We start from the raw sequence: 13,335 nt of genomic DNA, 5'->3' as shown, positions 1-13,335 counted from the left end.
TGCAATGAAAGACAAATCTTCGAGCAATGACATAGGCGAAGTCTTTGTTATCTCGGTAGCAGCTGAACTCGCCGGGATGCACGCACAAACGTTGCGCACTTATGACCGCATCGGCCTAGTTATCCCGGCGCGAACCTCTGGCGGTGGGCGTCGGTATTCGCGCCGGGATATTTCACTGTTGCGCAAGATTCAGCGGTTATCCCAGGACGAAGGCGTCAACTTAGCTGGGATCAAGTCAATCATTGAACTGACCGAGGAAAATGAGCGGCTGCGTGCTGAGCTTGAGCATTCACATGCAGAAAATGAGCGGCTACGTGTACTTGAGGCCTATCGAAATAGGCATGGTCATGGTGAACTGGTGCATGTTCCCCGTTCGACGGCTGTGGTGATGTGGGAACCTCGTCCACGACGGCGTCGATAAGAAGGCCGTAGGCAGATAGTTTTCGACCTGATGCCCGTGCCCGACCTCTGTGATGGGGGTGGGGCGCGGGCATTGCTGTGTCTGCGATTGGGCAGGTAAACAAGATGCAAATCTTGCTAGTCCACCCCTTAGCTAACTTCCTTGCGGAGATCTTCACAAATGTGGCACGCGACACAGTATCTTGTGTGTTACCTCACATACCATCCTCCAAGTCGCAAGTGAAAGGGTTCACCCCGTGACCATTTACGCCAATCCTGGTACCGAAGGTTCGATCGTCAACTACAAGGATCGCTACGAAAACTACATCGGCGGCCAATGGGTGCCACCAGTTGAAGGCGAATACCTCGACAACATCACTCCCATTACCGGCCAGGTCTTTTGCCAGGTCGCCAGGGGTACCGCAGCTGATGTTGAGTTGGCACTGGATGCAGCTGAAAAGGCAGCACCCGGCTGGGGTAAAACCTCCCCAGCTGAGCGGGCATTGATTCTCCACCGCATCGGCGACCGGATCGAAGAGCACCTCGAAGAAATCGCAGTGGCGGAAACGTGGGAAAACGGAAAGGCTGTTCGCGAAACCCTGGCCGCTGATATTCCCCTGGCGGCTGACCACTTCCGTTATTTCGCCGGCGCACTGCGGGCACAGGAAGGACGCCTGTCCCAGATCGATGACAACACCGTGGCGTATCACTTCCATGAGCCACTCGGGGTCGTCGGCCAGATCATCCCGTGGAACTTCCCCATTCTCATGGCTACCTGGAAAATTGCTCCAGCACTGGCTGCAGGCAACACGATTGTGCTCAAACCAGCTGAGCAGACCCCGGCTTCCTTGCTCTATCTCATGGAGATTATCGGCGATCTCCTCCCAGACGGCGTTCTCAACATCGTCAATGGGCTGGGGGAAGAAGCAGGCATAGCCTTGTCCGGCTCGGACCGGATCTCCAAGATCGCCTTCACCGGATCTACCGCAGTGGGCAAACTGATCAACAAGGCCGCTGCCGACAAGATCATCCCGGTCACACTCGAACTGGGCGGAAAATCGCCCTCGATCTTCTTCCCCGACATCATGGACGCTGATGATGCCTTCCTAGATAAATGCGTGGAAGGCTTCGCCATGTTCGCACTCAACCAAGGCGAGGTCTGTACCTGTCCCTCACGCGCACTCGTCCATGAGTCCATCGCCGATGAATTCCTCGAACTCGGCGTTGAGCGGGTCAAGAAGATCAAGATCGGAAACCCGCTCGATACCGAAACCATGATGGGCGCGCAGGCATCCATGGAGCAGATGGACAAGATCTCTTCCTACCTGGAGATCGGACCGAAGGAGGGTGCGCAGACACTCACCGGCGGCCAGATCAACTCCGTCGAAGGCTTGGAAAACGGCTATTACATCGAGCCGACCGTGTTCAAGGGCGACAACACCATGAGAATCTTCCAAGAAGAGATCTTTGGCCCCGTCCTCTCTGTCGCGACTTTCAAGGACTACGACGAGGCCATCAAGACCGCAAATGACACCAATTACGGCCTCGGTGCTGGAGTCTGGTCCCGTCATGCCAACACCGGCTACCGCGCTGGTCGAGACATCCATGCCGGCCGCGTGTGGGTTAACCAGTACCATGCCTACCCAGCCCATGCGGCCTTCGGCGGCTACAAGGAATCCGGTATCGGCCGCGAGAACCACCTGATGATGCTGGCTCACTACCAGCAGACCAAGAACCTCTTGGTCTCCTACGCTGAGGAGCGCGCAGGCTTCTTCTGATCTGCTTCCAGCTACCGCCCTCGCTCGGATAGCTTCGCTAGCTGTTCGAGAAAGAGGGGATCCTCCCAATAGCTCGAGTGATCTCCTTGGGGGTTTCCGGACCAGACCCGCGCCCCAAAACCTGGGGATGCCGGGTCTATTCCGTGTACCCCACCCATCTTGGTGGCGGCCAAAGCAATGGGATCACCTGGATTGACTACCGCAGATACCTGCGGATTGGTGCCATTAAGGCGAAGCTGTGAGGCGTGATCGACCCCAACCCCTGGGCTGCCGACCAACACTAAGTCATCCGTGCTCAGCCCAGTGCCACCTGCGGCAGCTGCGCCAGCGACCACAGATCCATAGCTATAGCCGACCAGGATTCGGCGTTGATCTGGCTGACGCTGAGCCAATTGTTGTTGGAAAACTCGCAAGTCTTGCCCCGCCTGTCGCGCGGCATGAGAGCTGATCGCCTGCGGCAATTGTGCTGGGGCCTGGTATCCCAGCCACAGCACCGCCGCACCTCCTGTGGCGGCAGCTACCGTGCGAACCCGATCAATTTGAGTGGGCCAAGAACTAGGATCACTCGATCCCACACCAGCAACAACCGTGACCACTGAATCGGCAGTATCAGGGTTGCCAACCGCGGCTACCAACTGACCTTTCGCCGTCTCTAGGAGATAGAGATCAGGATTGTCGGCGGCCAATTGGGTAATCGAAGGATCCGCGTCCAGCAGATTGAGCTGATTGATTGCCTCGACCGACAACGTATCGACATCGCCTAACCTGCGTAGTGGATTCTGCGATGCCGGGGTGCACAGCAGATCGATTTCGCGAGCGCAGGTCCAATCCAGCAGCCGTCCTAATCCTTGTAGATCTCTTAGGAGTAGAGTCACCAGGGGTGTCACTTCTATGAAACGATCGGCTATCGCGACTGCCTGAGCTGCTGAAAAGTCCAAGTTCTCTTGTAATTCTGCCGCTATGGTGAAAATATGCGACACCCGTTCCATGTGCTCTGGCGGTATCCCGAGTGGCTCAGTGAGCAGGTGTAGATGTTCTACTGCGGCCTCCGCACCTGTGCCGCTAAACCCGGAATCAGCCAATTCATCCCAGGACTGGCCCAGCCAGAGTTGCTGGTGCCATAGGTCTATAGCGCCATCGTTGAGTACCACAGCGGCAGCACGCAGGGAGGTGGCATCGAGACCATCCAAAGCGGAAGCCCCCGGCATCAGGAGTTGCTCTCTAACCGCCGGTGGACATCCAGATCAATCTCCTGGATATGCTCCGCGAAGCGTTGCACCTGGCTCAAATGAGCAGTCACAGACTGCATTGATTGCCGGTGTTGATGACGCCAGAACAGATTGGCTCTGGCTAGAGCAGCCGCAGTCAATGAAGTCGGTGCCAAGTGAGCTAATGCGGGTTCAACTACGTTCAGGCTCTGTAGCGACGCGATGAGATCAGATGAGGTCTGGGTTAGCTGCAGATTGTTCATGGCGATAGTCTCCGACAAAGCCAGCACCATACCAACTGGGTTCCTGGCCAAACTGTGGATAACTCATGGGCATCCACATATCGTGGTGGCCATGAGAATCGGAATCGTGCAATTACAGTCCAGCGACGATATCGTCGCTAATCTTGCGCTAGCCCAATCAAAGATCAAACAAGCAGCAAGCCAGGGCGCGAAGCTGATTGTGCTGCCAGAGGCCACCAGTCAAGCCTTCGACTCTGGCCGGCTAGACACCCAGGCCCAAGAGCTTGACGGCGCATTCGCCACTGGTCTGCAGGACACCGCGCGGGCCCTCAATGTAACCGTGGTAGCCGGGATGTTTCGACCAGCTGACACCATTGATCGCCAGGGAAAGACCATTCAGCGGGTGCATAACACCGCGCTGATTACCTGCCCTGATCAGCACTTAGGCTACGACAAGATTCATACTTTCGACGCCTATAATTACCGCGAATCCGATACCGTCAAGCCAGGCAAGGACTTGGTTACCTTTGAGGTCGAGGGATCAACCGTCGGGGTAGCCACTTGTTATGACATTCGCTTCCCCGAACAATTTCGCGAGTTAGCGCGCCGGGGAGCTGAAGTGATTGCGCTGCCCACTAGCTGGATGGATGGGCCGGGAAAGCTCGATCAGTGGCGCATTCTCACCGCCGCCCGTGGTTTGGATTCCACGGTGTGGATTCTGGCTGCTGGACAGGCTCGGCCAGGGGGAGCGTCATCGGCGGGGCAGGCCTCGGGACCAACTGGCATTGGGCACTCCTGCGTCATCGGCCCGACGGGACGTCGAGAAGTGGAAGCCGGCTTTGGTCCAGAGATTGTCATTTATGATCTGGACCTAGAACAGGTAGCCCGAGCCCGGAAGTCGCTTCCAGTGTTATGACCTAGGCCAATCGTCCGTGTTCTCCCACGCTTCCGATTGGATATGGGCAGCGGGGGTGCCCCCAGCGATGAGTGATGCCACCGTTGCTTGCACTCCACGAGGTTCACCAACGACTAGGATTTCTCTATCGGCCCATGCGCCATAAGAAGCCACCACCTCACCGACGTGCCCGGACACCTGCAGATGTAAGCCTTGGGGGGCATGGGAAGTTTCAGTAGCGCCGACCCACCAGGCATCCTGCTCATGTTCAACCACGGGGATTACCGATAGCCAAGTACTCACCGCGGCCAGATTCCATAGTCCCATGAGGTCGTAGAGCTCCCCGGGATACTCAGCAGCCACGAATAAGTGCACCCGTGGGCGATGCTGCCAATGGAGCATGTCGAACAAGATTGCCCGAAGAGGAGCTAGACCAGTGCCATGCGCGATCATCAGGATGTCTCTTTCGCCACTGACACTGAGATTTCCGCGCGCTGATCCGAACGTCCAATAGTCACCAGGTTTGGGCGTGGCCATCAGCTGGGCGATATCGCTTCCCTCCACCGCTTGGATATGGAATTCCATTTGTCCGAAATCATTACTGGGCAGGGCGGGGGAGAGCATTCTCCACACCCCGGGCAGGTAAGAAGTGGTCACTGGCAGATGTTGACCTGGCTGATAATCCACCGGTAGTCCAGATTCCAGCAGCACCACGCTAATCCGCCTACTGCGTCTTTGTACGCCCAAGACCTCGGCGGAATAGGCCGAAACGATGCCGTTGAGATCAGCGGTGGTGGCGGCTTGTGCCATCACACCACAGATGGTGTCTATCGCTACTCCGGCAGCGTTCGAGTGCGGGGCGCCGAGTACGGCTAAGCCATGCTGAAGTGCGGTAGAAAAAGCTGGGTAAATCTCCGCTGGAAAACCATGACGGCGATGGTCCTGGCCCAGTTGTTGCAAACGCTGGAGCACACTTTTCGGTATCTTCCCAGAACAAGAGGTGCGCTCAAGGACCCAGGCCAGGGCGTCGGCAAGCTCTAAGTGCGTATGTCTGAGCGCGATAGGGAACACTTGGCGAGATTCGAGAACATCTTGATATAGACGTTGCTGGACCACGTCCCGGAAATCTGGGCCATGTTCACGCAGGAAAGCGCCGGTATCGGCGAGGGTGAGCGAATCCATGACTTCTATCATGCCCGCGTAGGGGCGCCGGTGTTCTAGAGAACTCTCGAACCAGACGCTAGATATGCCTAAACTGGGCTGCTACGGAAAATAGGATGGCCGGGAGGCGTTGGCATGATCGAGTTTGAGCACGTGGTCAAGACATACTCAGGGTCGACAACACCGGCTATTGAGAGCTTTAATCATCGCGTGGAACAGGGTTCTACCACGGTGTTCGTTGGTCCTTCCGGTTGCGGGAAGACCACTTTGTTGCGGATGGTCAATCGGATGATTGAGCCAGATTCAGGAAAAATCCTGGTCCGAGGCCACGATGTCGCAGACACCGACCCAGTGGAACTACGCCGATCTATTGGCTACGTGATGCAACACTCTGGTCTATTGCCACACCGGACAGTGACCGACAATATTGCGGTAGTGGCCAGGCTCAATGGAGCTAACAAGAAGGATGCCCGCGAGCGCGCCGCAGAGATGATGGAATTGGTCGGCCTCGAGCCTGAACTTGCTCCGCGCTATCCGGGAGAGCTCTCCGGCGGACAAGCACAACGAGTCGGAGTTGCTCGTGGTTTGGTCGCAGACCCCGACATTATTCTGATGGATGAGCCGTTCGGCGCAGTGGACCCAGTGGTTCGTCGCGGGTTACAAGAAGAGATCCTGACACTGCAGGACCGAGACCCCAAGACCATTCTCATGGTCACCCATGACATCGACGAGGCATTCTTGCTCGGCGATCAGATCGTTCTACTGGGTGGCTCAGGAAAAATTGAACAATCCGGGACCGCCGAACAATTTGTTACTGACCCTGCCAATGAGCGGGTCCGAGACTTTATCGGGGCGGAGTCACACAGCCTTCAAATACGCCAGCATGGTGGAAAACAGCTGCTGGTGGATCGACATGGTCGGGTTCGTGGGGTTCTCGAATGAGGTGGGACTGGATTATCGATAATGCCGATCGTCTTGGTGAGCTGGCCTGGGCGCACTTTGTGCTCTCATGGCCAGCGATCGTGGCGTCGTTCTTTCTAGCTTTGCCGATCGGATGGCTTGCTCATTATCATCGCCCGACCCGAGAAATCCTGGTGGTGGCTGCTGGGATGCTCTATGTCATTCCTTCACTGGCGCTTTTTGTGGTCATGCCGCTTATTCTGGGCACCTCGATTCTCTCTCCGCTCAATGTCATAGTCGCGATGACCCTTTACGGGTTGGCACTGCAGGTGAGATCCGCAGCTGATGCCTTCGATACGGTGCCGGAAGATGTTCGACAGGCTGCCGTAGCTACTGGTTACCCGGCCTGGAAGCGAGTGCTCTCAGTGGAACTGCCCCTTGCCGGGCCTGGCCTGCTCTCTGGAATCCGAGTGGTCTCAGCCTCGACCATCAGCCTGGTCTCGGTTGGTGCGCTGATCGGTGTTTCTTCGCTGGGCACGCTATTTACCGAGGGCTTTCAACGCTCCTTTCCCACTCAGATCATGGCGGGATTGCTCGGGACGGTGCTGTTGGCAGTGGCATTGGACTTGCTCCTAGTAGCCGCCGGACGCCTGCTGATGCCGTGGTCAAGGAGCCGAGGATGAATCAATTCGCCTTAGCCTGGGAGTTCCTTGCCGATCCCGCAAATTGGTCTGGAGCGGGAGGTATTGCTCAGCGCATCCAAGACCACCTGCTCTACACCTGCCTAGCAGTGGGCGCGGCACTACTGATTGCTTTGCCCTTAGGATTATGGGTGGGCCACACTCGAAAAGCTGCCGATAGTGTCATTGCCACTGCTGGAGCCCTGCGTGCTTTGCCCTCTCTAGGGCTGCTGACCTGGTTGACGGTGGAGTTGAGCTTCGGAGTCCGGCTTCCGCTGATTCCAGCGACCATCGTGTTGGTTATTTTGGCGGTGCCACCACTGTTGGCGGGTTTTGTCTCCGGAATAGTATCGGTACCCCAATCCGTGACTGATTCCGCACGTGCCGCAGGCTACAGCGAACGACAAATTCTCCTAGAGGTGGAATTGCCCTTAGCTGCTTCCACCATGGTTGGTGGTCTGCGATCTTGTGTGGTTCAGGTGCTAGCAACAGCCACTGTGGTCGCCTACATTGGGTTGTCAGGCTTGGGCCGCTATCTCATTGACGGGCTGGCGCTGCAAGATTATCCGCAGATGCTCGCGGGAGCTTTGTTAGTTACCGCACTCGCGCTGGTGGTGGATCTGGCCCTGGCTGGCTTGCAACGTCAACTTCGACCCCGAGGGAGTACCTCATGAGGATCCGCCTACGTCACGCCGCCATCGCGGCCACGACAGTTTTTGCTCTGACTTTGTCCGCCTGCGCTTCGGAAGACCCCATTAGTGGCGGGGATTCAGCGGCAGGTGATGATGAGACGATCGTCATCGGTACTGCGAATTTCCCAGAGTCCGAGATCATCGGCCAAGTGTGGGCCGCTGCGTTGACCGATGCTGGCTTCGACGTCGAGGTCACCTCTGGCATTGGTTCTCGGGAGGTCTACCTTCGCGCCCTTGAAGAGGGAAGCGTCGATCTCGTACCTGAATATAGTGGCAATCTCGCTCAGTACTATCTCGCGGATTCCGGTGGAACTGAGCTCGGAGCAGGCTCAAGTGCTGATGATGTTTATGCTGCTCTAGAGCAGTCTTTGCCCGAGGATCTAAGCGTTGGAAATCTGGCTGAGGGGCAGTCGCAAGATTCCTACCGGGTGACTCGTGAGTTGGCCGATCAGTATCAGCTTGCTTCCTTAGGCGACTTGAACAACGTGGAGCAGGTTCGTATCGCGGGCAACCCGGAGCTGGCGGAACGGCCCTATGGGCCCCAAGGTTTGACGGATATCTACGGAGTGGATTCCGAGAAGGTCACCGTAGTTCCGATCTCTGATGGCGGCGGCCCGCTGACGATCGCTACCTTGCTCGAAGGTGCGGCTGAAGTGGCCAATATTTACACCACCTCGCCGCTGTTGGATTCGGCTGGCAACGAGATTGATCTGGTCACGCTCGATGATCCGGAGCAGCTGATCCTGCCGCAGAATGTCCTTCCACTACTGCGTGCAGATGCGGTGCCGCAGGAGGCATTGGATGCCGTTAACGAAGCTAGTGAATCGCTGACTACTGATTCTCTAGTGGCGATGAACCTGCGCAACGTCGGTGAAGAAAAGGCGGAGCCGACCGTCATCGCGAGAGACTTCGTCGACCAGCTTTAACCTGTCTATTCCGGTCACTACTTCCACGATGAGCTGTAGATAGGTTTTTCGGGGTCGGGTTCGATATCGTGACCTTCTTAGCCGCAAAGATGTTACTAGCTGTACGCAGCTGTTAACCAAGGTTTGCTGGTCCTTGTATCCCGGAAGGAAGTGAATGTCGTCATGGACTACACCCCCTACAGCCTGCTTATCGACGTCGGTTGGATTTCGTTGCTGTTAGTCATCGGCAACGTTCTGCGACGCAAGGTCGGCTTCTTTCAGCGCCTATTACTGCCGGCCTCGATCACAGCAGGATTACTCGGACTGATATTCGGGCCGGAGGTGCTGGGTTGGATCGGCTTTTCTGACCAAATAGGAACCTATACCTCCCTGTTGATTGCTTTTGTGTTCGCTTCCATGGCGTATTCGATGGATCTATCTTCTTCGGTGCGTACTGGAGCCAGGAACATGTGGGCTTTCTCGACCGGCATGTTTATGGGCCAGTGGGGACTATTCATTCTGCTGGGTGTGTATCTATTCGCGCCGGTTTTCGGCACCGATGATTGGTTCGGAATGATGCTTCCGGTCGGCTTCATCGGAGGTTTCGGCACTGCCGCAGCGGTGGGTACATCGCTCGAGGCAACTGGTGCAGTGGCGGCGAGTTCCTTGGGCTTTACTGCGGCGACGGTGGGTACTCTCTCCGCGATTGTCGGTGGTCTCATCTTTGCCAGCTGGGGAATTCGTACCGAGCGAAGCTCCACCATGCCCAAGAAACTGCCCTGGGAGCTGCGTTCCGGATATATCGAGGACTTAGAGCAACGTCCTTCGATTGGTAGGGCCACTACTAATCCTTCTGCCATTGAGCCGTTGACTTTGCACCTGGGATTTATCGTGGTGACGGTCATGCTTGCCTACCTGATTAACGAGGTAATTACAGGTATTTTTCCGAATACCTCGATCCCATTGTTCGCGATGTCGTTCGTAGTGGGGCTGCTAGGCAGGCTTTTTCTTAGCCTGGTGGGTCGCCGAGAATATCTGGATAAAAAGACAGTTAACTCGCTATCGGGTGCGGCTACTGACTATCTCATCGCATTCGGCGTGGCCTCTATTATTCCGGCAGCCATCGCCGACTACTGGATTCCTCTGGTGGTGCTCTTTGTCTTGGGCATTGTCTACTGTTTGTTTATCTTTTTCGTGCTCTCCCCAGAATTTTTCGGAGAGCAGTGGCTGGAGCGGGGCATCTTCTCGTGGGGCTGGGCGACCGCAGCGGTTGCTACCGGTATCGCGCTGCTTAAGATCGTCGATCCAAAACTCAAATCCGGCACGCTCAATGAATACGGTGTCGCCTACGTTGGGTTCGCTCCTTTCGAGATCGGTATGACCATTCTGGCTCCCATCGCGGTGATTGCTGGACTTACTGCGGGGTTGGGATGGATTTCTCTGCTGATTGCGTTGGTAGTGATCATCGCCCCGATCGCTCTTGGCTGGACGCCGGGGCAACAGGCTAGGACTGCGGCCAAGGCTGATAATTGACTTCTGTAGCTTCTCGACGCCCCCGTGCACGCCGTCTGCCTAGTCTGCGGCCGCGGGGGCGTCGTCATGTGCGGGAAAGGCCTAAACTTGAGCGTGAGAGACTCAAAGAAAATCCCCCTTGAGTGGAACAGACTCAACTCTTAAAGCGTTACTACTAGTAGTAGACAAACGGATATAGAGAAAGGAAACGTGCAATGAGCTCGTTCAATCCCACCACCAAGACTCAAGAGGCCCTGCAGAATGCCCTGCAGCAGGCTTCCGCAGATGGCAATCCTGATATTCGCCCGGCCCATCTATTGGCTGCCATCTTGGAGCAAGAAGACGGCATCGCTGCCCCAGTACTGAAGGCCACTGGCGTTGATCCAGAGACGGTTCTGCGGGAAGCCCGTGCACTGGTTGCCGGATACCCAAAGGTAGACGGCGCCAACCTGGCTAATCCCACGTTCAACCGCGATGGACTCAACGTGCTCACCGCAGCCCAAGAGCTCGCTGGCGAACTCGGCGATGAATACGTCTCCACTGAGGTGCTATTGGCTGCAATCGCCCGTGGTTCCTCCGATGCTGCCGCGCTGTTGACTAGCCGCGGTGCTACTTATGACGCGATCAAGGGAGTATTTCCCTCGGTTCGTGGTGCCTCCAAAGTGACCAGCGAGGACCCAGAGGGACAGTTCCAAGCATTGGAGAAGTACTCCACCGACCTGACCAAGCTTGCCCGTGAGGGCAAGATTGACCCAGTCATTGGCCGCGATTCGGAGATCCGTCGAGTAGTCCAGGTACTGAGCCGAAGGACCAAGAACAACCCGGTCTTGATCGGTGAACCTGGCGTGGGCAAGACCGCCATCGTTGAGGGACTGGCACGGCGCATTATCGCTGGAGACGTCCCAGAATCGCTGCGGGGAAAGACGCTGATCTCCCTGGATCTAGGTTCGATGGTTGCGGGTGCGAAGTTCCGCGGTGAGTTCGAGGAGCGGCTCAAGGCAGTTTTGGATGAGATTAAAAACTCCAATGGGCAGATTGTCACCTTCATCGATGAGCTACACACCATTGTTGGTGCCGGTGCATCCGGTGAATCCGCCATGGACGCTGGCAACATGATCAAGCCGATGCTGGCTCGTGGTGAACTGCGGTTGGTTGGTGCCACCACGCTCAATGAGTACCGCAAGTACATCGAAAAGGACGCTGCCCTGGAGCGTCGATTCCAGCAGGTCTTCGTCGGTGAACCAAGCGTGGAAGATGCCGTGGGTATTCTCCGTGGGCTCAAAGAACGCTATGAAGTCCACCACGGCGTGCGTATTCAAGACTCTGCGCTAGTCGCGGCGGCGACCCTCTCGGATCGCTATATCACCAGCCGATTCTTGCCAGATAAGGCCATTGACTTGGTTGATGAAGCTGCTTCCAGGCTGCGGATGGAGATCGATTCCTCGCCGCAAGAGATCGACGAGCGTGAGCGAATCGTGCGTCGTCTAGAGATCGAAGAAGTCGCCCTGGCCAACGAATCTGATGCCGCATCGAAGGATCGGCTAGAGAAACTGCGCTCGGAACTAGCTGATGAGCGCGAGAAGCTCGGTGAACTCACTGCACGGTGGACCAATGAGAAAACGGCCATCGATAAGGTGCGAAACGCCAAGGAAGAACTGGAAAAGCTCCGCCAAGAATCGGAGATCGCCGAACGCGACGGTGACTATGGTCGGGTTGCTGAACTGCGATATGGCCGGATCCCAGAACTAGAAAAGGAGGTTGCTCAGTCTCAAGCAGAGTTAGCAGAAGGCGCCAATAATGCGATGCTCTCCGAGGAAGTCACCCCGGACACTATCGCTGAGGTAGTGGCCGCGTGGACCGGCATTCCAGCGGGCAAGATGCTTCAAGGCGAGACGGAGAAGCTCTTGGCTATGGAGGAGGTGCTCGGCAGCCGAGTCGTAGGTCAGCTGGAGGCTGTGCAAGCTGTCTCCGATGCCACTCGTCGTTCGCGGGCGGGAGTCGCCGATCCCAATCGTCCGACCGGTTCCTTCCTCTTCCTAGGGCCTACGGGTGTGGGTAAAACCGAGCTGGCCAAGGCGCTGGCAGAGTTCCTCTTCGACGATGAACGTGCCATGGTGCGCATCGACATGTCCGAATACGGTGAGAAGCACTCCGTTGCTCGCTTGGTCGGTGCCCCTCCGGGATACGTCGGCTATGACGCCGGTGGCCAGCTCACCGAGGCAGTTCGACGCCGCCCCTACACCGTCGTGCTGTTCGACGAGGTAGAAAAGGCCCACCAGGATGTCTTCGATGTTCTGCTGCAGGTGCTCGACGAAGGCCGTCTGACCGATGGTCAGGGTCGTACCGTGGACTTCCGCAATACGATCCTCATCCTCACCTCTAACCTGGGTGCCGGTGGCACTCGGGAGCAGATGATGGAAGCGGTCAAGCGTGCATTTAAGCCGGAGTTCATTAACCGGCTCGATGACGTGGTGATCTTTGATCCGTTGTCACAGGAGCAGCTGACGCATATTGTGAGCATCCAGATTGACCAGTTGGCACATCGTCTCGCGGGGCGTCGACTGACGCTGGATGTGTCTGAGGCAGCGAAGGTATGGCTCGGCGAGCGTGGCTATGATCCGGCCTATGGTGCTCGTCCGTTGCGTAGGCTGATTCAGCAGGCCATTGGTGATCGTTTGGCCAAGGCCCTGTTGGCCGGAGAGATCCGGGATGGCGACCTAGTTGCCGTCGACCTTGCCGAAGACGGAGAAGGCTTGGTCGTCAACCGGGGCTAATCTCCATCTGGCTCCAGCTTGAGCTCTAGCGTGGCCTCAGATTAACGACGCCGCCGTCCTTGTCCCGAGTTCTCGGAGATGAGGGCGGCGTCTTCGCATGAGAAAGTGCAGCCTGATTATTAGATGCGAGGAAGCTTCTCGGGATCTATGGGAGGTCGTGCCCGCTGAACAATCAGCGACAGCACAGCT

General features: G+C 56.8%; 12 protein-coding genes. 9 read left to right on the top strand and 3 right to left on the bottom strand.

Annotation, left to right across the window (positions count from 1 at the left end; translation table 11 throughout):
• The first annotated feature begins 4 nt into the window (after window positions 1-4).
• On the top strand, window positions 5-421 hold the full coding sequence (locus C5L39_RS00805; protein WP_123046993.1) for a heat shock protein transcriptional repressor HspR: 417 nt from the start codon (window positions 5-7) through the stop codon (window positions 419-421).
• Between the two features lie 235 nt (window positions 422-656).
• The gene (exaC, locus tag C5L39_RS00800) at window positions 657-2,177 is read left to right on the top strand and encodes an acetaldehyde dehydrogenase ExaC (RefSeq protein ID WP_123046992.1); all 1,521 of its coding nucleotides are present in this window, start codon (window positions 657-659) and stop codon (window positions 2,175-2,177) included.
• Between the two features lie 11 nt (window positions 2,178-2,188).
• Here the strand turns inward: exaC and C5L39_RS00795 are convergent, their stop codons facing one another.
• A complete protein-coding gene (locus C5L39_RS00795) occupies window positions 2,189-3,385 on the bottom strand; it encodes an alpha/beta hydrolase (RefSeq protein WP_123046991.1) in 1,197 nt (398 codons plus the stop codon).
• Window positions 3,385-3,648, bottom strand: a complete 264-nt coding sequence (locus C5L39_RS00790; protein WP_126268713.1) for a hypothetical protein — start codon at window positions 3,646-3,648, stop codon at window positions 3,385-3,387. The genes C5L39_RS00795 and C5L39_RS00790 overlap by 1 nt, the downstream gene beginning before the upstream one ends.
• Before the next feature lie 91 nt (window positions 3,649-3,739).
• On the opposite strand from C5L39_RS00790, the gene C5L39_RS00785 reads away from it, so the two are divergent.
• The gene (locus C5L39_RS00785; protein ID WP_123046989.1) at window positions 3,740-4,543 is read left to right on the top strand and encodes a carbon-nitrogen hydrolase family protein; all 804 of its coding nucleotides are present in this window, start codon (window positions 3,740-3,742) and stop codon (window positions 4,541-4,543) included.
• Here C5L39_RS00785 and C5L39_RS00780 read toward each other — a convergent pair.
• Window positions 4,538-5,704 carry an FAD-binding oxidoreductase gene (locus C5L39_RS00780; RefSeq protein WP_165857937.1) on the bottom strand — a complete coding sequence of 389 codons (1,167 nt, stop codon included), beginning with the start codon at window positions 5,702-5,704 and terminating at the stop codon, window positions 4,538-4,540. The genes C5L39_RS00785 and C5L39_RS00780 overlap by 6 nt on opposite strands.
• A gap of 114 nt (window positions 5,705-5,818) precedes the next feature.
• Between C5L39_RS00780 and C5L39_RS00775 the strand changes: the two genes are divergently transcribed.
• From C5L39_RS00775 to clpB, 6 genes are all read left to right on the top strand, one after another.
• A complete protein-coding gene (locus tag C5L39_RS00775) occupies window positions 5,819-6,625 on the top strand; it encodes an ABC transporter ATP-binding protein (protein WP_123046987.1) in 807 nt (268 codons plus the stop codon).
• Window positions 6,622-7,266, top strand: a complete 645-nt coding sequence (locus tag C5L39_RS00770; RefSeq protein ID WP_123046986.1) for an ABC transporter permease — start codon at window positions 6,622-6,624, stop codon at window positions 7,264-7,266. The genes C5L39_RS00775 and C5L39_RS00770 overlap by 4 nt, the downstream gene beginning before the upstream one ends.
• Window positions 7,263-7,937, top strand: coding sequence for an ABC transporter permease (locus C5L39_RS00765; RefSeq protein ID WP_123046985.1), 675 nt, complete (start codon window positions 7,263-7,265; stop codon window positions 7,935-7,937). Before C5L39_RS00770 ends, C5L39_RS00765 begins: the two co-directional genes overlap by 4 nt.
• Complete coding sequence (locus C5L39_RS00760; protein WP_123046984.1) at window positions 7,934-8,881, top strand: ABC transporter substrate-binding protein; 948 nt, start codon at window positions 7,934-7,936, stop codon at window positions 8,879-8,881. The genes C5L39_RS00765 and C5L39_RS00760 overlap by 4 nt, the downstream gene beginning before the upstream one ends.
• A 162-nt stretch (window positions 8,882-9,043) precedes the next feature.
• A complete protein-coding gene (locus tag C5L39_RS00755) occupies window positions 9,044-10,393 on the top strand; it encodes a sodium/glutamate symporter (RefSeq protein WP_123046983.1) in 1,350 nt (449 codons plus the stop codon).
• Window positions 10,394-10,587: 194 nt separating this feature from the next.
• Window positions 10,588-13,146, top strand: a complete 2,559-nt coding sequence (gene clpB, locus C5L39_RS00750) for an ATP-dependent chaperone ClpB (RefSeq protein ID WP_123046982.1) — start codon at window positions 10,588-10,590, stop codon at window positions 13,144-13,146.
• The last annotated feature ends 189 nt before the right edge of the window (window positions 13,147-13,335 follow it).

The organism is Corynebacterium alimapuense, assembly GCF_003716585.1.
Lineage (GTDB): Bacteria > Actinomycetota > Actinomycetes > Mycobacteriales > Mycobacteriaceae > Corynebacterium > Corynebacterium alimapuense.
This window is presented reverse-complemented; position numbering and strand designations above follow the sequence as displayed.